This window comes from Terriglobus tenax, assembly GCF_025685395.1.
GTDB lineage: Bacteria > Acidobacteriota > Terriglobia > Terriglobales > Acidobacteriaceae > Terriglobus > Terriglobus tenax.
Genome location: NZ_JAGSYA010000004.1, coordinates 1,386,375 through 1,409,160 on the forward strand (window position 1 = coordinate 1,386,375; position 22,786 = coordinate 1,409,160).

Genomic DNA, 22,786 nt, shown 5'->3' on the forward strand with positions numbered 1-22,786 from the left:
AGCGATGGCAGAGGTCCCCCAACCCGTCAGCGTCGACATCTTCGGGCAGATCTACAACCTGCGCGGCACCGATCCAGCCTACATTGAGCGACTTGCCGCGGCGGTAGACGCGAAAATGCGCGCCGTTGCCTCGCATGGCGCAACTGTGGACTCCCTGCGCGTTGCCGTACTTGCCGCACTGAACATCGCCGACGAGATGGAGCAGACCCGTCGCCGCTATGCGGAGCTGGCAGGCAGCGTCGAAGAGACCTCCGCCACCGTGCGGAGCCACACCGATTCGCTGACCGACCTGCTGGATGAGGTCCTGGGCGAACGCCGCGCCGGATAGCCCCGAATTTCAATTGCAAACAGAAACGCCCCGGGCGCAATCTCCCGGGGCGTTTCTGTTTGTGTTGCCGCTTGCGTTTAGGCTTCCGCTGCCACAGGCTCGGTCTTCTCGACGATCGCGGGGCCTTTGCCTTCCTGCCCAGGCTTGCGGATGTCGATACCGCCCTTGAAGAAAGCTCCGTCTTCAATGCTGATACGGGCGGCGATCACGTCGCCCGTCAGCGAGCCTTCGCTGCGGATTTCCACGCGGTCGCTGGCCTGGCAGTTGCCGCGTACTTTGCCCAGCACGACAATCTCGCGCGCGCTGATATTGGCGGCCACCTGACCATTACGGCCAACCGTGACACGGTTCCCCGGCAGATTGATCGCGCCTTCGACCTTGCCGTCAATAAACAAGCTCTCGGAGCCCGAGACTTCGCCCTTGACGACGAGGGATTTGCCGATCGTAGCCTGCTCGCCGGCAGCGGCAGCAGGTGTGGAAGAAGCAGGTGTCCGTACCGCTGCCGGTTCATAGCCGGTAGCTGGCGTGCTCGGACGAATTGGTTCGGGGGTTGAAGTGGGCACGTTGCCGGGCTGGTTCGGTTTCCACATGGTGAATCCTGTTTCCTTTCGTTCGTACGCGTGTGTTGACTGCGGCTCGCGTCCGCTGCCCTTATAGGGTGATATTACTCCGCAGTTAATCCCCCGGAGGCAAACATTGCAGAAATCTCCAGGAAGGTTTCCCACAGGGCATCCACCTTGTAAACCCGGGAAATAACCGGCAAAAAACACTTGCACATCTGTAAAGCAGCAACTACGCTGACCGGCATGCAGAAATCCTGTCCGGCTGCTGTGCCGCTGCTGCTGGCCTTCGTATGTCTGTGGTGGACATACGAAGGCCAACCTCTTTGGGCGGCCCCTCTCCCCAAGATCCATACGGTCTCTCTCGGCAGTGTTCGCAAGACGACCTATACTCCCCCCGGTGCCGGCGAAGCCGTCTCTCTGCCCCTGCGTCCGCTGGTGATCGACGGCCGTCAGAAAGAATGGACCACCGGCGATCCGCATGACATTACCGACCGCAGCTTCGTGATTCGCCGCGTTCTGAAGCTGAACGATGCCCTGCCCGGAGAAGCCCCGCGGTGGACCTGGCAACCCGGCCCGTGGCTGCTGGTGGATCGCAACACAGGCCACATTACCGCGTTACACCTGCCGGACTTCGACCCCGTTGTCTCCGACGCCATCTGGTACCGCGACTATGCCGCCTACTGTGGCCTTTCCACCACAACCCGTGGCGGTCTTTATTTTGTTGTCGCCCAGCTAAACGGCCGCAAGGCCATCGTCAGCAAAAAACTCGGCCCGTTGCCGGCGCAGCCTCTGCAACAGCCGCCGTGCAGCGGTATCGCGTGGCAGCGCGACCCGTTGCGTGTCAGCGTAACGCCCACAGGCGCGCAGCCACTCAGCTTCAACGTGCAGGGCACCGCGGCCTCACTGGTCGAAGACGACGAGGACGAGAAGTAAGTCCGGGGTGGCAAAGAAGGTCTACCATAACCCCATGCTTTCTCTGGATGAGCTGCTCAAAGAAGCCGAGGCCGCGCACGGACACCTCTGCGCCGGACAGATTCTGGGCGTACGCATGGCCATGCTGGCCTGTACCCGGCTGGGCATTGACGAGCCGTACGGCAAAGACCGTAAGCGGCTGGTGACCTGGGTGGAGATTGACCGCTGCGCCACCGACGCCATCGGGGTGGTGACCGGCTGCCGCCTGGGAAAGCGCGCACTCAAGCCGGTCGACTACGGCAAGATGGCGGCGACCTTTGCCGACCTGTCCCTGCCGCTGGGGGGCGACCGCTATAAAGCCATTCGCGTCTGTGCGCTGGAAAGCAGCAAGCAGCGGGCAAAGGACCTTTATCCCCACATTGAACCGAAGAACACGCAGCAGATGCTGGCCTATCGCGAGATGCCCGAGGCCGACCTGTTCACGGAAGAATGGGTCTCCGTCCACCTGCCGCCGAAGGAATTTCCCGGTTACAAAGGGGAGCGCGTGGCCTGCGCCGTCTGTGGCGAAGGCATTAACTATGACCGGTTTGTTGTAAGAGATGAAAAGACCTTGTGCCGCGCCTGCGCCACTGTGGCTGAACGGTATTACCAGCCGCTTTAGTGGGCGTGCGTGTGACTGCAGCCTTCGTGCTCTTCTTCCGGCGGAGCGCAGCAGTTCTCTTCGGCGCGCGGGCAGCATTCCATCTCAAACTGAATGGTGGTGTGCGTAATGTGGAAGCCCTTGCGCAGTGAGAGGCGTATCGCATCCAGAATCCCCGTCTGGTCCTGCATGGGGACATCGCCCACCGTTACATGGCTGGCCAGGGCGTAGCTGGAGGAGCCAAGGCTCCAGACATGCAGGTCATGCACATCCTGTACCCCCGGAACATCGCGCATCGCCTCACGAACATCAGCCAGACAGAGATTCCGCGGCGTGCCTTCCAGAAGGATATTCAGCGTCTCGCGGACGATGCCGATGCTTGACCACAGGATCATGGCCGCGATGCCCAGCGACAGTACCGGGTCAATCCACCGCAGGTTCGTCCATTCAATCGCGGCTCCGCCGACGATGACGGCGGCAGTGGAAAGTGCGTCGCCCAACATGTGCAGAAAGACCGAGCGCAGGTTCAGGTCGCGGCCGACCCGCCACAGCATCAGCGCCACCACACCATTCATGGCCACGCCCAGGGCGGCCACAATCATCATGGTTCCGGCTTCCACATCCACCGGTTTGTACAGCCGGCCAATGGCGGCAAAGCCGATCAGGATGGCTACGACGATCAGCGACAGGCCGTTCACAAACGCCGCCAGCACACCGGCGCGCTGGTAGCCAAAGGTCTTCTGATCATTAGCCGGCTTGGCCTGGAAATACACCGCGACAAAGCTGAGCAGGATGGCAAGGAAGTCGCTGGCGTTGTGTCCGGCCTCGCCCACCAGGGCCAGGGAGTGCGCCCGTATGCCGGCCCACAGCGTCGCCAGAACATAGAGCGCCGTCAGTACGAGTGAAATCTGCAGAACGCGCTGCGTCTTTCCGGTCGGGCTGCCGTGAACATGCATTGTCTCTAGGCTACTCCAGCTATGTGTTTAGGCTACGCCAGCCGTCTCTCGATCGCTCGCCCTCAGACCGCTCCAGCCCTCGGCCAGAACGATGCTGTTACAGGGATTGCGCGGGTCATACTTGATGCTTACGGGCAGGTCCCAGCGGACCCGGGCAATACGGTCGCGCAGGGGAGTCACATCCTGTGCCGCCTCATACTCCACACCCGCCAGTTCGTACTTGTAGACCAGCACATCCGGTGTCTCCTCCGGGCCGGTTGCTTCCACAATCGTGCCGTCGATCAGGCGTCCGGACTCCACCAGACGTTCCCTGCGGCGGCGCTCCATCTCCTCGGCCGACGGCTTCCGGCGGAAAATCATCCATCCGGCCACCGCGAGTGCAGCAACGACCGCTCCCCCCGCGGCCATGACTGCCTGGGGATGGTGGAGTAGGGTCTGAACCAAAGGAAGATCGGCAAAAGGCATTGCAAAGTACCTCAGAGTTACCTGCCGCTAGTATGCCACTCCAACGGTGCAATCTTCGCGGTTTTGCATCCGTATGACACCAATTTGATGCCCGTTTCCCCGGGATGGAAGCAGGCGGTGGCGGCGTACAATCAAGGTGTGAGCAAAACCGCTGTAACCAAAGGAAATCGCGCGCAGATGGCGCACCCGATCGACCTCTCGGCCGGACGCATCCGGTCCACTACTGTCATCTGCGTGCGCCGCAATGGCCGCGTTGTCATGGCCGCCGACGGCCAGGTCACCCTGGGCTCGTCCGTTCTGAAGCACTCGGCCAAAAAGATCCGCCGCCTGTACCAGGACAAGGTTCTCGCCGGCTTTGCCGGTTCCACCGCCGACGCCTTCTCGCTCTTCAGCCGCTTCGAGTCCAAGCTGGAGCAGTTTGCCGGCAACCTGGGCCGTGCAGCCGTAGAGCTGGCCAAGGACTGGCGTACCGACAAGATGCTGCGTCAGCTGGAAGCCCTGCTGATCGTCGCTGACCTGAACCAGACCTTCCTGCTCTCCGGCACCGGCGACGTGATTGACCCGGACGAGGGCATCTGCGCCATCGGCTCCGGCGGCAGCTACGCCCAGGCCGCAGCCCGCGCCCTGTACCAGAACACGGAACTGGACGCCCGCGAGATCGCCGAGAAAAGCATGAAGATCGCCGGTGACATCTGCATCTACACCAACCAGACATTCACGATTGAAGAGCTGAAGAGTGGCTCTTAGCTTTTAGCCGTTAGCTACTAGCACCATGTTTTACGGCTTTTAGCTAACAGCTAAGAGCGAGCAGCCAGGAGCTGATTTTTATGGCCATCTATCTTCCCGGCGCCGCCGAAGACCAGGCGCTTGCACTCGACGACCTCACGCCCCGCGAAATCGTTGCGGAGCTGGACAAGTACGTCGTCGGCCAGAAGGCCGCCAAGCGCGCCGTCGCCGTCGCCCTGCGCAACCGCATGCGCCGCCAGAAGCTGTCGCCCGATCTAGCCGACGAGATCATGCCGAAGAACATCATCATGATCGGGCCTACGGGTGTCGGCAAAACCGAAATCGCCCGCCGCCTGGCCAAGCTGACCAACTCCCCCTTTCTCAAGGTGGAGGCCAGCAAGTTCACCGAAGTGGGCTATGTAGGCCGCGATGTCGAATCCATCGTGCGCGACCTGGTCGAGATCGCCATCGACATGGTGCGCGAAGAGAAGCTGGAAGAGATCGAGGACAAGGCCGAGCTCGCCGCCGAAGAGCGTCTGCTCGATATCCTGCTGCCTCCCGCTCCGCCCGTCGTGCCACAGCCGTCTCCGAATACCGCCGCGACCCCGGAAGCTCACCTGGTTCTGGAAGGCACGACGGATGGCGCGAAAGCGCCTCACTCGGCGGACGCACAGACCTCACGCGAGAAGCTGCGCCTGCAGTTCCGTGAGGGCAAGCTGGACGACCGCACCGTCGAGATCGACGTTCGTGACAAGAACGGCCCGTCGTTTGAGATCATCTCCAGCCAGGGACAGGATGAGATGGACATCAACCTGAAGGACATGATCCCCGGCTTGTTCGCTCCGCGCACCAAGAAGCGCAAGATGAAGGTGCCAGAGGCCTTCGATTACTTTGTGCAGGAAGAAGAGCAGCGCCTCATCGACATGGACCAGGTCACGCGCCAGGCCGTCGAGCGTGTCGAAGACTCCGGCATGGTCTTCCTTGACGAAATCGACAAGATCGCCGGCCGCGAAGGCGGCCACGGCCCCGATGTCTCCCGCGAGGGCGTGCAGCGCGACATTCTGCCCATCGTCGAAGGCACGACCGTCTCGACCAAGTACGGCATGGTCTCCACCGACCACATTCTGTTCATCGCCGCTGGAGCCTTCCACGTCTCCAAGCCCAGCGACCTGATTCCGGAGCTGCAGGGCCGCTTCCCCATCCGCGTGGAACTGCAGTCGCTCACGGTCGAGGACTTCATCAAGATCCTTACCGAGCCGAAGTCGTCTTTGACCAAGCAGTACACCGCTCTGCTGGAGACCGAAGGTGTGAAGCTCGAGTTCACCCCCGAGTCCCTGCGCGAGATGGCAGAGTTCGCCTTCCGCGTAAACGAGACGACCGAGAACATCGGTGCGCGCCGCCTGCACACCATCATGGAGCGCGTTCTGGATGAGATCAGCTTCCAGGCGCCCGACCTGTTCAAGGAACCGAAGATCGAAGGCCAGCCTGAACTTCCGGTCGAGGACCGTCCCACGCTGGCTGGCCCAGTGGAAAAGGTCATCGTCATTGGCCCTGAGTATGTGAAGCAGCAGGTCGCCAGCATTGTGAAGAACGAAGACCTGAGCCGCTACATTTTGTAATCTCTGTGCCTCTCTGCTGCGGACAGGTATGCTGTCTGCAACAGAGAGGCATCCCCCATGCATCGACTTCTGGCACTTCTTCTTCTGGCGGCAGCACTTCCCTCCATCGCGCAGAACCGCATCACTATCCTGAACGACGCCTTCAGCAAACGGGCCGACCTGGAACAGGACTGGGGCTACTCTGCCCTGATTGAGTTCGAAGGCAAGCGCATCCTCTTCGACACGGGCGACAACATTGCCCTGTTCAAGCGCAATGTCGAACGCCTGCACGTCGATCTCTCACACCTGGATATGGTCATCCTGTCGCACGCGCACGGCGACCATACCTCCGGCCTGCGCTACGTGCTCTCGCTCAACCCGAACGTGCCCCTTTTCGTGCCAGACGACCCTTACTTCACCGGCAGCACGCTGCCCCCGGGATTTCTGACGACCGACGCGCAGCCCGACCTGCCGAAAGAGATGCGCTACTTTGGCGGCGGCAATCGTCCCGCGGGTGGCAAGGGATGGACGGCGTGGACCGACACAAAGATGACCGCCATCAGCGGCAACACGGATATTGCACCGCATATTCACCTGATCTCGCAGGTCTCGGAGAAGCCGGCCTTTAAGGGATTGCGCGAAATTTCGCTGGTGCTCGACACACCGAACGGCCCGGTCGTGATCGTCGGCTGCTCACACCCTGGCATTGAGAACATCATGGCATCCGCGAACCTTACGCAGCCGGTCGCCATGCTCTTTGGCGGTTTGCACCTGCTGCAGGATTCCCCGGAGCAGATTCATGCCACGCTGACCACGCTGGCAGAGACCTACCATGTCCGCACCATGGCCATTGGCCACTGCAGCGGAGAGCTTGCCTTCAAACAGATACAGCAGAGATGGGCCGGACACTTCGCGTACGCCGGACTGGGCGAAACCGTCCGTTTCTAGCTACATCCTATGATAGCGGCCAGGATAGGGCGGCGGCATCGGGGTTCGGTTGCGAATGGTGTGCACCAGCAGCCAGATCAACCCGCCAATGAAAAGAAACGGAGCCAGGGGCACCAGGATCCACAACGGGCTGGGGGAGATCACGCGGTCGCCATGCACGGTGGCCGCCGTCTCCTCGTAGCTTCCGCCAAAGGTCACCAGGTCGCCGCCCACGCTGGCTTTCTTCTTCAGCTTGATAGGCGTTCCGAAGGCGACGACATCGCCGCCAATTGATTTGTCTTCATCCACATGCAGGCTGCCGAAGGCCATGACGATATCGCCCGTCACGCGGCCATGCACCGTTACGTCGCAGAACAGGCAGACGATATCGTCCGCCGTCTCGTCCTCGCCCACTACAACGTGGTTGCCCACGCCAACATGGTCCTCCCTGCTGTCTGCAAAGGCATCCCCTGCGGAGAAGCAGGAAAGCAGCAAAACGACGGCAAACATCATCAGACGGTGCATTTTTCTCACTCCCGCGGGCGCCACCCATTTTACTGGGGTCCCGGCCGCTCGTACTAAAATTGAACTTTGGCCTGTGCGCTTTGTGTGCACAAACATGCGCCACACCCGGACATACAGACATGCCGCAGGAACTCGCAAAAGCTTACGATCCGACATCGATTGAAGAACGTTGGGCCCGCTACTGGATTGAAGAACGTCTTTTTGACGTACCAACCCCTACCCCCGGTACGTCAGCCGACATAAAAAAGTTCGTTCAGCTTCTTCCACCGCCCAACGTCACCGGCCGCCTGCACATGGGCCACATGCTCAACCAGACGGAAATGGACATTCTGGCTCGCTGGCACCGCATGAAGGGCGAGCGTTCGCTGTGGGTTCCGGGCACCGACCACGCCGGCATTGCCACGCAGATGATGGTGGAGCGTCAGCTTGCCGCGGAGAACACCACCCGCCAGCAGCTTGGCCGCGAGGCCTTTGAGCAGCGCGTCTGGCAGTGGAAGCAGGAGTACGGCGGAGCCATTACCGGGCAGATGCGTCGCCTGGGCGCCTCAGTCGATTGGTCGCGTGAGTACTTCACCATGGACGAGAACCTGTCCACGGCCGTGAAGGAAGCCTTCGTCCGCCTGTATGAGCAGGGACTGATCTACCGCGGCAGTTACATCGTGAACTGGTGCCCGCAGCAGCAGACCGCCGTCAGCGATCTGGAAGTGGTTCACGAGGAGCAGGCGGGCAAGATCTACCACATCCGTTATGACCTGGCCGACGGCACAGGCTCCATCACCATCGCCACCACGCGCCCTGAGACCATGCTGGGCGACGTGGCCGTGGCCGTGAACCCGAACGATGAGCGCTACCAGGCCATGATCGGCAGGATGCTGGTACTGCCGCTCGTTGGCCGCGAGATCCCCGTTGTTGCGGATGACTGGGCCAACCCCGAGTTCGGCACCGGCGCCGTGAAGGTAACACCCGCGCACGACCCCAATGACTTCGAGATCGGCAAGCGCCACAACCTGCCGAACCTGAACATCATGGACGAGACCGCGCACATCCTTCTGGCCGGCTCACCCTACAACGGGCTGGACCGCTACGACGCACGCGAGAAGATTGTTGCCGATCTGGAAGCCCTGGGCAACCTGGTCGCCATCAAGGACCACAACAACTCCATTGGCCGCTGCGACCGCTGTAAAGCGATTGTGGAGCCGCGCCTGTCCATGCAGTGGTTCATCAAGATTCAGCCACTGGCCGACAAGGCCATCGCCGCCGTGGAAGAAGGCCACATCAAGTTCACGCCGGAGATGTACGCGAAAACCTACTTCGAGTGGATGCGAAACATCCACGACTGGTGCATCTCGCGTCAGCTCTGGTGGGGCCATCGCATTCCCGCATGGCACTGCCGCCACTGCCACGAGATCACCGTGTCCCGCGAAACGCCCGCTGCCTGCAAGGCCTGCGGAGCGACGGACCTGGTGCAGGAGACCGATGTGCTGGACACATGGTTCTCGTCCGGCCTGCTGCCCTTCACCATCTTCGGATGGCCGAAGCATGATGCGCAGCTCGAAGCCTTCTATCCCACTGAGCTTCTGGTCACCGGCTTCGACATCCTCTTCTTCTGGGTGGCCCGCATGGTCATGCTGGGTACGCACTTCATGCTCGATGTGCCGATGCCCGATGGCTCGCAGCGCACGTTGAAGGACTCCGTGCCCTTCAAGGAGGTCTACATCCACGGTCTGGTCCGCGATGCTGACCGCCAGAAGATGTCCAAGACCAAGGGCAACGTCATCAACCCGATCGAGATCATCGAGCGCTTTGGGACCGATGCCGTGCGTTACACGCTGGCCAGCCAGGCCTCGCCCGGCACCGACATCGCCTTCAACGAGCAGCGCACCGAAGGCTACCGCGCCTTCGCCAACAAGATCTGGAACGCCGCCCGTTTCCTGTTCATGAACATTGAGAAGGCGAAGGAGGCTGGCTACAACATCCGCCTGGGTGAGAACCTTCCGGTCACCGTGCTTCCGGCAGGAACACCGCTCGAAACGCGCTGGATCTTCGCACGCCTGTCGGCCGTCAGCGCCGAAGTGGAGACCGCGCTGAACAACTATCGCTTCGACGAAGCCTCCGCCGCCGTCTATCAGTTCTTCTGGGGCGAGTTCTGCGACTGGTACCTGGAGCTGGTGAAGCTGCGCCTGAACTTTGACCAGCCCGGCAACGCGGAGACAGCCATCACACTGGCCTCTCTGGTTGGCGTTTTTGAAGCTGCTCTGCGCCTGCTCTCACCCTTCATGCCCTTCATTACCGAAGAGGTGTGGCATGCGCTCTATGACAACGAGCCGTATGCCAAGTCCATTGCTCTGGCACGCTACCCGCAACCCAGCGACTTCCCAGCCGAAAAGGACGCGGAAGAGAACATGGTGCTGCTGCAGGAGCTGATCGTCGCCATCCGCGGCCTGCGCAAGGATGCCAGCGTTCCGGAGAAGGAGTTCGCTCCGGTTCGCATCTTCACCGACATCAAGACCCAGGCCATCCTGGACGCCAACCGCGAGATGCTTTCGCGGCTGGCACGCGTGGACGGTGTGGAGTTCCTGGAAGGCTCGCTCAGCGGAGCCAATGTTCGCAGCACTGCGAAGTTCGATGTGGCCGTGGTCTACGAGCGCCAGGTCGACGTTGCCGCCGAAACCGAGCGCCTGACCAAGGAGATTGCCAAGCTGACCAAGGGCCTGGAAGCTGCCGCAAAACAGCTCGGGAACGAGGCCTTCGTGGCCAAGGCTCCCGCTGCCGTGGTCGATGGTCTGAAGAAGCAGCAGGCAGAGACACAGCTCCTCTACGACAAGGCCAAGACCGCGCTGGACGCACTAACGAAGTAATCACTCCGGCTGTTGTTTTTGCTTTTGTTGTTCTTGCTTGTCATCCCGTAAGGATCTGCTTTCCCTTAGATCCCAGAAGCAGATTCCACCGCTGCGCTGCGAAACGACAAAAAACGACCCAAAAGGCCGCCCAACCGGGTGGCCTTTTCTTTTCCCGTGAATTTTTCCGAACGGAAGCCCTTCCTCTCCGGTCTATGTGTGTAGAAGGAACAATGCATGAGCTCGCCGCACGCATGGCAAACCGGACTGCGCCGCGACCTCTCTGCGGAGGAGCTGGGCCTGCCGGAGACGACCAACCATGATGCGATCTTTGCCGCGCTGGTGCAGACATATGCCCGGCTGATGTACCGCATCGCCTATGCCGTTCTGCGCAACCCGCATGACGCCGAGGATGCCGTGCAGGATGTATTTGTGAAGATACTGCGTTCCCGTCCGACGCCGGAACAGGAGAAGGCCTATCTGTCGAAGGCGGCGTATCGCGCGGCGTTGGACCGCTTGCCACGCAAGGACACACGGGCGCTGGAGGAGGAAGAGGAGTTCGTCTCTCCTGCCTTCTCGCAGGAGGAGCACGCCACGGCCTTAGCAGAGCAAAAACGCCTGCTCCTCCTGATTGCCGCGCTTCCGGAGGAGCTGCGACAGCCTCTGGTGCTGATGGCTCTGGAAGAACTCACCTCGCGCGAGGTGGCCGACCTGCTCGGCATTCCGGAAGGCACGGTTCGAACGCGGGCGCAACGTGCACGCGAGGAGTTACGCAGAAGATTCGAAAGGAGGAAGCCATGAACGATCGTTTTGACGAGTTGCTGAACGACACCCTGCAGCCGATAGCGCACGCCGAACCAGTGCATGGTCTGGAGGACCGTATCCACGCGCGGGCAACGCGCACACGGCGGGTTCGCCGCCTGATGTGGTTTGCCACTCCTGTCGCAGCATGTGCCGCCATGGCCATGGTGTGGATCGCGCTCCATACTACGCAACCAGTAATGCCGCAGAAGATGGCTGTAGATGCAGCACCCGCGCTGCAACCTGCGCCCGTAACGCATCCGGATACGCCTGTGGTGAAGGCGCATGTGTTCAAGCCTGCAACCATTGCAGTACGGCCCCGGCAAGAAGCCGTGGCACAGAACGATCTGCCGAAGCTAACTACCTTCCCCGCTCCGCCGGAGGATACGACGGAACGCCGCGCCATCATGGCATTGGTTGAGGCAAAGAATCAACCCGCTCTGCTTGCAGCCTCTGATTTGAAAGCGCAACAAGCCGGTCCCATCGAGATTGCAGAGATCCACATCCAACCCCTCTCACAGGAGACACCCCAATGACCCGCCGCATCCTCTTCACCCTTTTGCTTTCCCTCCTGCTCTTCCCTGTCTGCATCAGCCATGCCCAGGAGAAGGACAGCCCGTCCACGGGGCCACAGAACCTTTACCACGTGAAGCTCATCGTCAAAGAGCTTGAGAGTGGAAAGGTGATCAACGGCCGCGAGTATGACACGAACCTCACCACGGTTCAGGGCAAAGCCATCACCTATACCAACTCCATTCGCACCGGCAACAAGATCCCGATTACGACCGGCAGCACGGCAGCTTCCAATAGTGTCAATACGATGTACACCTACATCGATGTCGGCGTGAACTTCGATATCCGCGACTACCGCGTGGACGGGGACAAGGCATCCTTCACCCTGAAGGCCGAGATCACCAACGTCGAGGCGGCATCCAACAGCATCTTGCAGCCGGTAATCCACCAGAACTCCTGGAACTCAAATGTACGGGTCACCATGGGCAAGCCAACCATCGTATTCAGTTCGGATGATGTCTCCTCCAAACGCACCACGCAGGTGGAGGTCACGGCAACCGAAATCAAGTAGCGCATGCAGTCCTTGGCCCGGCCGCCTCCACAGGCGGCCGTTTTCTTGCTCTGAAAAAATTTCCATAAACTAAGGAACAACGCCGCGGGAGGCCGCGTACTAGCCGGGGTACGACGAAAAAATCGCAGCACCATGTCCCGAGGAGCACCCCATGCTCATGGCTCGCGTACCTGTTTGCGTCCCACACCGTCTGGCAATCGCCTGTGTCTTCGTACTTGGCACCGCACTTCTCTCTGGGCGCGTTTGCGCCGCACAAGCCCCGTCTGCAGCAGATACCTCAGCCACCTATCGCAAACTCATTACCGAATCAGAGCGAAGAGACGAGCCCCCTGCAAAGCGCGGCTACCTGTGGGCCATGCTCGCATCCTCGTATCACGACAAGGGCAACGTAGCAGAAGCCTTCCGTGCCTACGACCGGGCCCTTCCTCTTCTCGCCAAGGATGCGGACGCCCGTTCCAACTATGCCACCGCGCTCGATAATCTTGGGAGCCTCTACCTGGAGACCGGTCGCATTCCGGAGGCGGAAACTACCCGCACCCGCGCGCTTCATCTCCGCGAAGAGCTGGGAAACGCTATCGACCTGGCCCGCAGCCATGAACACCTGGCCGAGATTCATCTCGCCCGCCATCACTATCCCCAGGCCGAAGCCGAGGCCAGGGCCGCACACGACATCTTCCTCACATCGCCCGAGCCCGAACGCTACGACGCTGCCGGAAATTCCCATCCCGGCAACACGCTTCTCTCCTCACTAGTCACACTCGTCTTCGCCGAGTGCGCACAGTCCAAGTGGGATGCATGCCACCAGTCCGCGGTGGATGCCGACAAGCTGGTGCAGCAGGACTTTGCGCCCGACTCCCTGGAGAGAGCCCACACTGAGATGGCGCTCGGCTTCGCGCAATGGAAGACCGGTGACCCATCGGCGGCCGAGAAGAGCCTGCAAAGCGGCATGGCCATCATGAAAGCACGGCTGGGCGAAACCAGTCCCATCGTCCTTGATTCCATGTATGAATACCGCGACTTCCTCGCATCCCAGCACCGCAAGCCAGAGCTTCGCCAACTGGATCAAAGCATCCGCGTCGCCGTTGCACGCCAACAGAGTGGCATCTGCAACAACTGCCAGGTAAGCGCCTTCGCCCTGCGCTAACGCGTTTTGCGTGAAACAGAAAGGCCGCCCATTTGGGCGGCCTTCTTTGTCTTGCGTGAAGCAGGCAAGGCTTACTCAGCCTCAACCGTCTCTGGCTCTTCCGCAACAGCCGTCACAACCTCTTCCGGCTTGTCGCTCTTGATGGTGACCTTCACGTGGGCCGAAACCTCACGGTGCAGCTTGATCGGCACGTGGAACTCGCCGATGGTCTTCAGCGGCTCGTCCAGGGCGATCTTGCGGCGATCAACGGTGAAGCCCTGGGCTTCCAGAGCGGCAGCGATGTCTGACGAGGTGACCGAACCGAACAGGTGATCGCCTTCGCCAACCTTGCGCTCGAAGGTAAGCTCAGCCTCGTTCAGGCTGGTGGCCAGCGTCTCGGCATCACCCTTTTCACGTGCGGACTTGCGCAGGGCCGAGCCCTTCATCTGCTCGATCACAGCCTTGTTCGCCGAGGTCGCTTCAATGGCGAGCTTCTGCGGCAGCAGGTAGTTGCGGCCGTAGCCGTCGGCAACCTTCACAACGTCGCCACGGTGGCCGAGCTTGAGGATATCTTCCTTGAGAATGACTTCCATTTGAATGTCTCCTGTCCCTTTCCTTAGTAGCGTGCTGCGAACGGCAGCAGGGCGATGTTACGGGCCTGCTTGATGGCAGCCGACAGCTTGCGCTGGTGAGTGGTGCATACGCCGGTCAGGCGACGGGGAACGATCTTGCCGCGCTCGGCAACGAAGCCCTGCAGCAGGCGAACGTCGCGGTAGCTGATGGCGTCAATCTTCTCGGTGCAGAACTTGCACACCTTCTTGCGGCGGAAGAACTTGCGTCCGCCAGGACCACCGGGGCCACCAGGGCCGCCAGGACGCGGGCCACGAGGGCCGGAAGGACGCTCGCCCGCAGGGCGCTCAGAGGGTGTGGATGCTGCTGGGGTGGTGCTGGTAGTAGTCTCGTCAGCCATTGCTGAAAATCCTTTCTGGTTGGGGCGGCTCGTCGCTCCAGGCCTGCGAGGAGGCCTCTGGACCGGTGCTCCGGGAAACGGCAGCCGCTTGTTACGTGTCGTTCGGGTCTTAGCTCGAAATCCTCTTAGGCGGTAACGGTCTCAGCTTCCGCTGCGGCCGGCGCCTCGGCAACGGCGGCAACAGGAGCTGCAACCGGGGCAATCGCCGAACGCTTCACCTTGGTGTCGCGGATGGCCTTCACCTTGGCCAGGCGCTTGTTCTCCTCGTCCGTGCGGACGGTGATGAACTTGATCACCTGCTCGGTAACGCGCAGGCGGCGCTCCAGCTCGGCAATCAGCTTGCCGTCTGCGGCGACGTTCAGAAGGACGTACAGGCCGTCTTGGAACTTGCGGACGATGTAGGCCAGGCGACGGCGGCCCAGCTTCTCCACCGACTTCACCTCGCCACCATTGGTGGTCACGGTGCCGGAGAAGCCCTCAATCAGCTTGTCCAGATCCTCTTCCTGCAGGTCAGGACGGACGATAAACATGACTTCATACGTACGATTCATCTGGTTCTTCTTTCTGCCCGGTTCTGCCGGGCACCGCCGTCAAAGGCGGTCTGGAAGTTATCTAGCTGTTAGCTCTTAGCTTTCAGCCTCCAGCTAAGAACTGGAAGCTAACGGCTAAAGGCTGTCTTTCTTTACTGCATTGAACTTACTCATCGCGGGGCCGACACCTTCTGTCAGCACCGCCTCAACCGCAAGCTTCACACGGTCGAGCACTTCATCCAGCACGGCCAGCTCGGCCTTCTTCATCGGCGCAAGCAGGTAGTTCGAGCCACCGGCCTTGATCTCGCGTCCATCTTCGGTGGGCGGTTTGCCTACACCAATGCGGATACGGATCCAATCTTCTGAGCCAAGCACGCCGGTGATCGATTTCACACCGTTGTGCCCGTTGGCGCTGCCACGCTCGCGGATGCGAATCGTACCCAGCGGTAATGCCAGCTCGTCGTACAGCACAATCACATCTTTCGACGGATCGAGTTCGAGCTCCTGCACCAGGGCGGCTACGGAAAGCCCGCTCAGGTTCATAAAGGTCTCCGGCTTGGCCAGCAGAACTTCCTGTCCTGCCAGCATTGCCTTCCCCGTCAGGGCTTTGCCCCTCCGGTTGGTGACCGTCGCATAGCTGTCTTCCGCAATACGATCAATCGCCAGGAACCCCGCGTTATGCGGCGTGAACTGATATTCGATTCCTGGATTTCCAAGCCCGACAATCAGCTTCACGTTCAAAATCCTTCAATCCCGTGGCGGCTGCCATCGATGGCAGCCGCCCCCAGGCAGTTACTTCTTGGCGCCTTCGGCAGCAGCGTCCTGCTTGCCCTTCTTGGCCACTTCCGGCTCGGTCGGGGCAGCAACCACTTCGGCAGCAGCCTCTTCCTTCACGATGGTGACGTGGGCAACCACGGCGTTCTCTTCCACGATGAACTTGAACTTGCCGCCGTGCGGCAGGTCCGAAACGTGGACGGCGTCGTGCAGGCCCAGGTTGGTTACGTCGACATCAATGTGCGACGGGATGTCACCCGGGAGGCACTCGATCTCGACCTCGCGCAGGATGTGATCCAGGATGCCGCCCTGGTTCTTCACGCCCGTTGCCGTACCCACCAGCATGACCGGAACGTTGACGCGCATGGCCTTATCCATGGCGATACGCTTCAGGTCGATGTGCAGCAGCTTGCCCTTGATGGGCTCGTACTGCCAGTCCACAATCATGGCCTTGATAGCCGGCTCAGCGCCAACGCTCAGGTCGAAGATCGTGTTGTGACCCGACTCCGAGTGCAGGATCTTGGTGATGGCCTTGGGGTCCACCGTGATGGCCTGCGAGTCCTTGCCCGCACCGTAAACAACAGCGGGAATCAGACCGGAGACGCGAACGCGGCGAGCCGCATTCTTGTTGAACTTACCTTCGCGGAGGGTTGCGAGAACTGCTTCAGACATTGTGTTTTCCTTTCGGGCACGGACAAGAAGTTCTTAGTTGTCAGTTCTCAACTGTTAGTTGAGAACTGCTTCTTCAAACTTGGTTCCGCTCCCTTTGCGGCTTTGCCGCGTGATTTGTACTTCCCTAAAAACTGACAACAGCTTAGGAGAACAGCGAGCTTACGCTGGTCTCCATGTGAATGCTCTCGATGGCGCGGCCAAGCAGGCCGGCGATCGAAAGCACCTTGATCTTGTCTCCCAGCTTCTGAGCATTCTCATTCAGAGGGATGGTATTGGTGACAACCACCTGCTTCAGGCGGCTGGCCGCGATGCGATCCGCGGCGGGGCCGGAGAGAACCGCGTGCGAGGCACAGGCATAAACCTCGGCGGCACCCTGGTCCAGCAGAGCCTCGGCCGTCTTCACCAGGGTTCCGGCGGTGTCGATAATATCGTCGAGGATCAGGCAGGTGCGGCCCTTCACATCGCCGATCACGTTCATCACCTCGGTGACGTTGATGTCCGTACGGCGCTTGTCGACGATGGCCAGCGGAGCTTCCATCTTCTGCGCGAAGAAGCGAGCGCGCTCCACGCCGCCGGCGTCCGGCGAAACCACCGTCAGGTTCTCAAGCTTCATCTCGCGGAAGTGCGAAACCAGCACTGGCGAGGCAAACAGATGGTCGACCGGGATATTGAAGAAGCCCTGGATCTGCGCCGCGTGCAGGTCAACCAGCAAAGCGCGGTTCGCTCCGGCCGTCTGCAGCAGGTCGGCAACCAGCTTGGAGCTGATGGCGACGCGCGGACGGTCTTTACGGTCCTGGCGGGCATAGCCATAGTACGGAATCACCACGGTGATCCGTCCGGCCGATGCGCGCTTCAGGGCGTCAATCATAATCAGCAATTCCACAAGGTGCTGGTCGACAGGAAAGCTGGTCGGCTGCAGCAGGAAGACATCGGCACCACGCACGTTCTCCAGCAGCTGGAAGTGGATCTCTCCATCGGAGAAGCGCTGCAACCGGGTTTCGCCCATGGCGACTCCCAGGAACTTGCAGACCTCTTCGCACAGCGGCTTATTGGCAGAACCACAGAAGATCTTGAAGCGCTTGTCGTCAGCAATGCGGGAAGCCCGCTTGCGTTCTGCCGGCTTGGCGGCAGGTGAGGGCATGCTGTTCAGTTCGCTCTGCGAGAGGGTGCTGTCGGTCATTCTTCGTCGCTTCCTTCCGGGCTGGTTTGCCCATTTGGGTGCTGCGTCCTTCCGATCTGTCCTGCGGAGGCCATGTTCGACTCTCCACACCTTCCACTGCCCGTTGGCAGCAGCATTTTGGTTGGGCGACCAGGATTCGAACCTGGACAAAGTGCTCCAAAGGCACTTGACCTACCATTAGTCGATCGCCCACCTGCTACACCTACACAAACATCGTGGCCCAGTACACGCTTCGCGGCAAGGTGCTTGTTATGCGAGCCTCGCAGCCGAGCGCTGTTATACGGTCACTGGCCGCCTTCGCCTCATCCTCCGAACGGTAAAGACCGAACAGAGACGAACCGGAGCCGGAGAGCGCCGCATATAAGGAACCTTCTTCTAACGCAGATTTGAACGCACGCAGCGATGGCTGCTGGGGAAAGACGACCGTTTCAAAGTCGTTCTCTAGCCCGGTGCGGACAAGCGCGAGAAGGGGTTCCTCGGCCAGGTCTCCAGCCGGGCCGGAGACACCAGGTTGGCCGGCGAAGGCTATTGCCACGCGCCGACGAAACTCCATTAGTGTATCGTTTTCAGGGTTTTCCGGCAATCCGGCATCCCAGTCGCGGAAGGCCTGCGGGGTGGAAACTCCCACACCGGGAAAGGCCAGAACCGCATAAAACGAAGGCAGATCCGGGAGCGGAAAGGTCTCCTCCCCGCGCTCAATGCCCAGCATCGTCCCCCCCACCAGGAACATGGGCACATCCGAGCCTACTTTTCCGGCCAGATGGAGCCGGGCGCTGGGGCTAAGTTGTTCTCCCAGTTCGGCTTCCAGGGCAAGGATGGCCGCCGCGGCGTTCGCCGAGCCGGCGCCGATACCGCCCTGCACGGGCAGCTTTTTGTCGATGAAAATGTCAACTTTTGCGCTGATCTGGAGCGCTTTAAGCGCCATTTCGACGGCTTTAAACGCCGTATTGCGCGCGTCACAGGGTACGCCGGGGTGGTCGCAGCGCAGGGTGATCGAGGTCTCCGGGGCGCGCTCGGCGGTGACCGTCATCAGGTCAAACAGTCCGATGGTCTGGTAGATGGTCGCCAGGTGGTGGTAGCCGTCCGGCCGGGGAGGGCCGATGCGGAGGCCCAGGTTGATCTTCGAGTACGAACGAACGGTGGTCATGCCCGAGGTTGATTGTAGCGGGTCATAAGAAAAGACCGGGACTTCATACGGACAGTCCCGGTCTCGCTTCACTGCTTACTTCAGGTTCGGGTTCTTGCCGGAGCTCAGCACGTTGGCCATGATGCGGAAGCTGCCGGGGACGCCGTCCGGAAGTTCCCGGAAGAAGGCGTAGGCCAGGTAGACATACACACCCTTGCCGTAACGGGCATAGATCAGGCCGCCGCGCTGCGGGTCTTCGCCCTTGTCGTGCATCTCGACCGGAGCCGCGTATTTAGAGTCCCACGTGGCCAGGAAGCCGTGACCGCGCTCCTCCACCCAGTTGTCGAAGTCGGCCAGGGTGATCTTGTTGGGCCAGTTCAGGATGGGGTCCTTCGGGTCGACGATCTGGACGCTATTGTCCTCCTCGGCGACCGTCTCTCCGTTGCCTTCAATGTGCATGGGATAAGGACCGAAGTTGTGATCGAACTCTCCGTTCTGGTACTGCGCGATCAGCGTTCCGCCGTTCTCAACGTACTGCAGCAGGCGGTTGTTGAAGGTACGCAGCTCCGGCCGCGCGGCGTAGGTACGGATGCCGAGCAGGATAACGTCGTAGACCGACAGGTCGGCCTTGGCGATCTCCTGCGCGGAGAGGAAGGTGGGGTGAATGCCGAGGTCAGAGAGCGACTGCGGTACCTCGTCGCCGGTGCCGGTGATGTAGGCCACCTTCAGCCCGGGAGCGACCTTCACATCCACGCCGGTGGTGCGGTAGGCGGCATCGCGATAGGAAGGATACGGGCGCAGGCCGACGTAGCCGGTCATCATGTAGCCGTTGCTGTACTGCTTGCCGTTGTAGGTAGCCACGGCGGTCAGCGTGTAGGGCTTGGTCTCAACCGATTTGGGCGTGACCTGGAAGGTGATGCCCTGTTCGTCGCCGTCGCGCATGGTGCTGAAGCTGGCCCTGGCGGGCGAAGAGGTCCAGCCCGTGGGAAGGTTGAGCGCAAGCTCGCCCTTGGCAGGACCCTTTACGTTGGAGTGCACGTTGACGTTGAGCGTAAAGCTGGCGGCGCCAACCGGGACGATGCCAGCCGTCGGCGAGACGGTAACGGAGATGGCCGGGGCGATCAGCAGCGGCTCATAGACGGTGCCATAGCCAAGGTAGCGGTGCTGCGACTGCACCGTGGCGGTGATGGGGAAGGTGACTCCCTGGTAGTCCACGGAAAGGCCCGCCGTGAGCGGGTAGGGCTCAATGGGCATGCCGAGCGCCGCCGGGTTATGGATGTCGTAGATGGACTGCTCGAGATTTTTACGGGAGAAGTAGGGGCCGGTGTAGGACTGATCGTCCGGAACGACGACGTCGGCAACCTCTGCCGAGAAGGCCGAGTTGGCCCCCAGCTTGCGTGGGGGGCTGGAGAGCGTGACCGGCTTGCCGGAGAAGGTGGGGCCGTTGACGGAGACCATCACATCCTGCGAGCCCATGTTGGCGACCTGCAGGTTGACGCCGACCTTCTGGCCGGGGATCGCGGTCTGCGAGTTCTCAGCCGGTCGCGCACCGCCCGGGCCGCCGCGTCCGCCGCCGCTCTGGGAGCTACCGGTGTAGGCGGTCAACGAGAGTCCAAGCGCCGAGGCCAGCGTGGACTGGAACTGCTGCTGCTTCACGCCGAGCTCGTGCTTCATGTTGTAGGCAGCCTCGGCAGGCAGCCTGGCCGTGTTCAGCTCCGCGAGCAGGGCTTCGGTCTGCTTCAGACCCTTGGCAAGCTGGGGAGCGATGAGGCCGGGATTGCCTGCGTCAAAGTGAGACTGCGCGTCGGCCACGGTATCGGCAAGCTGCTGCAGCTTTGCCTTCCAGGGCGCCTGCTGTGCGGCGGGCAGGTAGGTTGCGATTCCCGGCACGGTGGTGTCAATGCCGTCAAAGAAGTCGCCTTCCTTCTCCGGAGCGGTTGCGGCGGTACGGGTGGCCCACAGGTGATAGGGCGAGTTCTGCGGCGCGGGCAGCGTTGGGCCAACGCCGCCGGTCTGCGACTTCTGCACGGCGAGGCCTTCGCGGGCGATAGCGCTGTAGTTATTGGCCAGCAGATAGTCGTAGTTGCCGACCGGTACCTGCACGGTGGTGGAAGGCAGTGCCTTGATGTCCGTGTTGTTGGTGTAGTTGTGGAAGCTGACGGGTTCCCACTTGGTGGTGGCGTAGTCGTAGATACCCTTTTCGCTGACGCGGGCAAAGGGGACGCGGCCGTAGACCTTCTGCACCTTCCAGGGCAGCAGACCTTCCTTGATCTGCTCGGGGAACATCTTCGGGTCTGCGGCGGCGTTGAAGACCTCCTGCGAGACCTCGCCCGAGGCCTGGTGATGACCGTGACCGTCGGAGACGTTGCCGATCCAGCTGGAGGTTACGACCATGGGACGGAGGATACGAACCATGCGCACGGTATCGCGCAGAATCTCACTCTGTCCCCACTGCTTGTGCGCCTCTTCGAGCGTCTTCGAGAAGCCGTAGTCGGCGAAGCGGCCGAAGTAGAGATGGATTCCTTCATAGCCGGTGCTGGCCAGCAGTTCCTGCGTGCGGACGATACCGAGCTGGTCCCAGTAATCGGCGGACATGACGTTCTGTCCGCCTTCGCCACGGGTGAGCACGAAGAGCGAGGCATCCACTCCCTTGCCGCGCGCCATGTAGGCCATGGTGGCGCCGTCTTCGTCGTCGGGATGGGCGTTGATGGTGAGCAGGCTGGCGCGCGTGCTGAGCTGCTTGAGCCCCTGGGCAACGGCGGCGGCGCCACGGTCATAGGCCAGCGGCATAGCCGAGGAGGGCGGCTGGGGCGTTCCCACCATGGGCGCGGTACTTTGCGCGGTCAGAGTGGTGGTAAGCAGCAGAGACAGGGCAGAGTGCAGCAATGCGTTCCGTCGCATGAAGAGATGGACCTTTCAGATAAAGTACCGCTTGGCGCTGTAACTGAGAGTCTGACGGAGAGAGCGCACATTACGCAACTTTATTTAGAAAGTTCTCGAGCCGGGTTATGACTGGGCGAACCGGAACTAGCCCTTCCCGGGCTGAAGCCCCTTGGGCTGCTCTGTTTTCATGGCCCTGAAGGCCCCTGCCCCTCCGGATGATCGGAGTCGTCGGCATAGTGCTAACCGTGAATAGGGTGGGAGCGTGGAGCTTCAGACCCATGAAATCGTTCCCGTAAACATTGCGCTTTGGCGCTGGGATTGTTCCGCGGTTCCGAAAGACCTCTGCTTACTGCGGCTTGCGGTACCGCATGACCAGGAAGGCTTTATCTAAAATGTGCCCGGTTGCGGCGGTACTGATCTGGTCAATGGTGGCGTCCGGACCGAGATCCAGCCTGGTGTCCAGGGCATAGAGCGTGAGGGTGTAGTGGTGGAGGGGCAAGCCTGCTCCGGCACCGGGCCCGAGGTAGCCGATGACACGGGCGGCGGGAAGCTGGACGCTGCCGTCAGGAAGCTGCTTTTCGGCGGGGACGCCTTCCGGGAGCCCTGTGGCGGTACCGGGAATATTGAAGATGACCCAGTGCAGCCAGGGTGCGAAACGGCGCTGGGGCGCGTACTCCTCGTCCGTCATGATGAGCAGGAAGCTGGAGGTGCCTGTGGGTGTCCCGGTCCAGTCGAGTTTGGGAGAGACGGGTTTGGAGGCGGGCGTGGCCTGGGCGTACTTGTCGTCGATGACGGCTCCATCGGCGAAGGCGGGCGAGGAGAGTTCCAGGTGATGCGTTGCGGGTTGCAGGCGCGGCGGCTGCGGAGCGGCGGGTGTTTGAGCAAAGACGAGGCAAGAGACAGCGAGAGGCAGGGTGGCTAGGATGCGGCGCATGAGTGGTCTCCTGTAGCGGCGACCAATGTACATGAGGGGGAAAGTTGCCGGGAAGCTTTATTGGCGCCGCAGGGACCACGAGGAATGGGACGCCGGCCATCGAGGCCGGCGCTGGTTGTTCCTGAAATGTCTTTCGGCACGGCTGAAGCCCTTTCAGGATGACAAGAGACTAGAAAAGAAACGGCGCTCGCGCTTTTGCGCGCTGTCCCACCCATGCTTCGCATGGGTGGGA

At 61.2% G+C, this 22,786-nt stretch carries 25 protein-coding genes and 1 tRNA gene; 11 read left to right on the top strand and 15 right to left on the bottom strand.

Features of this window, described 5'->3' with window-relative positions:
• Window positions 1–4: 4 nt before the first annotated feature.
• On the top strand, window positions 5–328 hold the full coding sequence (locus OHL13_RS11210; RefSeq protein WP_263410214.1) for a cell division protein ZapA: 324 nt from the start codon (window positions 5–7) through the stop codon (window positions 326–328).
• 77 nt (window positions 329–405) lie between these two features.
• Here the strand turns inward: OHL13_RS11210 and OHL13_RS11215 are convergent, their stop codons facing one another.
• On the bottom strand, window positions 406–918 hold the full coding sequence (locus tag OHL13_RS11215) for a bactofilin family protein (protein WP_263410215.1): 513 nt from the start codon (window positions 916–918) through the stop codon (window positions 406–408).
• Window positions 919–992: 74 nt separating this feature from the next.
• The gene (locus OHL13_RS11220) at window positions 993–1,136 is read right to left on the bottom strand and encodes a hypothetical protein (RefSeq protein WP_263410216.1); all 144 of its coding nucleotides are present in this window, start codon (window positions 1,134–1,136) and stop codon (window positions 993–995) included.
• Here OHL13_RS11220 and OHL13_RS11225 point away from each other — a divergent pair.
• Together OHL13_RS11225 and OHL13_RS11230 are read left to right on the top strand one after the other, a co-directional pair.
• Window positions 1,135–1,824, top strand: coding sequence for a hypothetical protein (locus OHL13_RS11225; RefSeq protein WP_263410217.1), 690 nt, complete (start codon window positions 1,135–1,137; stop codon window positions 1,822–1,824). The genes OHL13_RS11220 and OHL13_RS11225 overlap by 2 nt on opposite strands.
• Window positions 1,825–1,831: 7 nt before the next feature.
• A complete protein-coding gene (locus OHL13_RS11230; RefSeq protein WP_317889922.1) occupies window positions 1,832–2,464 on the top strand; it encodes an FmdE family protein in 633 nt (210 codons plus the stop codon).
• On the opposite strand, the gene OHL13_RS11235 is transcribed toward OHL13_RS11230, so the two are convergent.
• A complete protein-coding gene (locus OHL13_RS11235) occupies window positions 2,461–3,399 on the bottom strand; it encodes a cation diffusion facilitator family transporter (RefSeq protein ID WP_263410218.1) in 939 nt (312 codons plus the stop codon). The two genes, OHL13_RS11230 and OHL13_RS11235, sit on opposite strands and share 4 nt — an antisense overlap.
• Before the next feature lie 27 nt (window positions 3,400–3,426).
• Entirely contained in the window at window positions 3,427–3,864 is a 438-nt protein-coding gene (locus tag OHL13_RS11240) for a hypothetical protein (protein WP_263410219.1), read from the bottom strand.
• A 177-nt stretch (window positions 3,865–4,041) separates the two neighbouring features.
• Between OHL13_RS11240 and hslV the strand changes: the two genes are divergently transcribed.
• From hslV to OHL13_RS11255, 3 genes are all read left to right on the top strand, one after another.
• Window positions 4,042–4,611, top strand: a complete 570-nt coding sequence (gene hslV / locus OHL13_RS11245) for an ATP-dependent protease subunit HslV (protein ID WP_263410220.1) — start codon at window positions 4,042–4,044, stop codon at window positions 4,609–4,611.
• 80 nt (window positions 4,612–4,691) lie between these two features.
• Complete coding sequence (gene hslU / locus OHL13_RS11250; protein ID WP_263410221.1) at window positions 4,692–6,209, top strand: ATP-dependent protease ATPase subunit HslU; 1,518 nt, start codon at window positions 4,692–4,694, stop codon at window positions 6,207–6,209.
• A gap of 57 nt (window positions 6,210–6,266) precedes the next feature.
• Window positions 6,267–7,136: an MBL fold metallo-hydrolase gene (locus OHL13_RS11255; protein WP_263410222.1), complete on the top strand. Its 870-nt coding sequence runs from the start codon at window positions 6,267–6,269 to the stop codon at window positions 7,134–7,136.
• On the opposite strand, the gene OHL13_RS11260 is transcribed toward OHL13_RS11255, so the two are convergent.
• Entirely contained in the window at window positions 7,137–7,640 is a 504-nt protein-coding gene (locus OHL13_RS11260; RefSeq protein ID WP_263410223.1) for a bactofilin family protein, read from the bottom strand.
• 119 nt (window positions 7,641–7,759) lie between these two features.
• Here OHL13_RS11260 and OHL13_RS11265 point away from each other — a divergent pair, with 119 nt between their 5' ends.
• The 5 genes from OHL13_RS11265 to OHL13_RS11285 all read left to right on the top strand — a co-directional run bounded on the left by OHL13_RS11265 (window position 7,760) and on the right by OHL13_RS11285 (window position 13,506).
• Window positions 7,760–10,498: a valine--tRNA ligase gene (locus OHL13_RS11265; protein WP_263410224.1), complete on the top strand. Its 2,739-nt coding sequence runs from the start codon at window positions 7,760–7,762 to the stop codon at window positions 10,496–10,498.
• 216 nt (window positions 10,499–10,714) lie between these two features.
• Window positions 10,715–11,278 (top strand): RNA polymerase sigma factor, encoded by a 564-nt coding sequence (locus tag OHL13_RS11270; protein ID WP_263410225.1) that lies wholly within the window; start codon window positions 10,715–10,717, stop codon window positions 11,276–11,278.
• Window positions 11,275–11,814 carry a hypothetical protein gene (locus tag OHL13_RS11275; RefSeq protein WP_263410226.1) on the top strand — a complete coding sequence of 180 codons (540 nt, stop codon included), beginning with the start codon at window positions 11,275–11,277 and terminating at the stop codon, window positions 11,812–11,814. Before OHL13_RS11270 ends, OHL13_RS11275 begins: the two co-directional genes overlap by 4 nt.
• Window positions 11,811–12,362, top strand: a complete 552-nt coding sequence (locus tag OHL13_RS11280; RefSeq protein ID WP_263410227.1) for a hypothetical protein — start codon at window positions 11,811–11,813, stop codon at window positions 12,360–12,362. Before OHL13_RS11275 ends, OHL13_RS11280 begins: the two co-directional genes overlap by 4 nt.
• Window positions 12,363–12,519: 157 nt before the next feature.
• The gene (locus OHL13_RS11285) at window positions 12,520–13,506 is read left to right on the top strand and encodes a tetratricopeptide repeat protein (RefSeq protein ID WP_263410228.1); all 987 of its coding nucleotides are present in this window, start codon (window positions 12,520–12,522) and stop codon (window positions 13,504–13,506) included.
• 71 nt (window positions 13,507–13,577) lie between these two features.
• Here OHL13_RS11285 and rplI read toward each other — a convergent pair whose 3' ends face one another.
• From rplI to OHL13_RS11335, 10 genes are all read right to left on the bottom strand, one after another.
• On the bottom strand, window positions 13,578–14,078 hold the full coding sequence (rplI, locus tag OHL13_RS11290; RefSeq protein WP_263410229.1) for a 50S ribosomal protein L9: 501 nt from the start codon (window positions 14,076–14,078) through the stop codon (window positions 13,578–13,580).
• 23 nt (window positions 14,079–14,101) lie between these two features.
• Window positions 14,102–14,455 (bottom strand): 30S ribosomal protein S18, encoded by a 354-nt coding sequence (rpsR, locus tag OHL13_RS11295; protein WP_263410230.1) that lies wholly within the window; start codon window positions 14,453–14,455, stop codon window positions 14,102–14,104.
• Window positions 14,456–14,580: 125 nt separating this feature from the next.
• Window positions 14,581–15,006 (bottom strand): 30S ribosomal protein S6, encoded by a 426-nt coding sequence (rpsF, locus tag OHL13_RS11300; RefSeq protein ID WP_263410231.1) that lies wholly within the window; start codon window positions 15,004–15,006, stop codon window positions 14,581–14,583.
• A 114-nt stretch (window positions 15,007–15,120) separates the two neighbouring features.
• Window positions 15,121–15,720, bottom strand: coding sequence for an aminoacyl-tRNA hydrolase (pth, locus tag OHL13_RS11305; RefSeq protein WP_263410232.1), 600 nt, complete (start codon window positions 15,718–15,720; stop codon window positions 15,121–15,123).
• Between the two features lie 57 nt (window positions 15,721–15,777).
• Complete coding sequence (locus tag OHL13_RS11310; protein WP_263410233.1) at window positions 15,778–16,431, bottom strand: 50S ribosomal protein L25; 654 nt, start codon at window positions 16,429–16,431, stop codon at window positions 15,778–15,780.
• A gap of 142 nt (window positions 16,432–16,573) precedes the next feature.
• Window positions 16,574–17,611, bottom strand: coding sequence for a ribose-phosphate diphosphokinase (locus OHL13_RS11315; protein ID WP_399255642.1), 1,038 nt, complete (start codon window positions 17,609–17,611; stop codon window positions 16,574–16,576).
• A 118-nt stretch (window positions 17,612–17,729) separates the two neighbouring features.
• Window positions 17,730–17,803: transfer RNA gene (locus OHL13_RS11320), tRNA-Gln, on the bottom strand.
• Window positions 17,804–17,813: 10 nt separating this feature from the next.
• Complete coding sequence (gene ispE, locus OHL13_RS11325) at window positions 17,814–18,758, bottom strand: 4-(cytidine 5'-diphospho)-2-C-methyl-D-erythritol kinase (RefSeq protein WP_263410234.1); 945 nt, start codon at window positions 18,756–18,758, stop codon at window positions 17,814–17,816.
• Between the two features lie 75 nt (window positions 18,759–18,833).
• Window positions 18,834–21,638 carry a PIG-L family deacetylase gene (locus tag OHL13_RS11330; RefSeq protein ID WP_263410235.1) on the bottom strand — a complete coding sequence of 935 codons (2,805 nt, stop codon included), beginning with the start codon at window positions 21,636–21,638 and terminating at the stop codon, window positions 18,834–18,836.
• Window positions 21,639–21,966: 328 nt separating this feature from the next.
• Window positions 21,967–22,554, bottom strand: coding sequence for a YbhB/YbcL family Raf kinase inhibitor-like protein (locus OHL13_RS11335; protein WP_263410236.1), 588 nt, complete (start codon window positions 22,552–22,554; stop codon window positions 21,967–21,969).
• Between the last annotated feature and the right edge of the window lie 232 nt (window positions 22,555–22,786).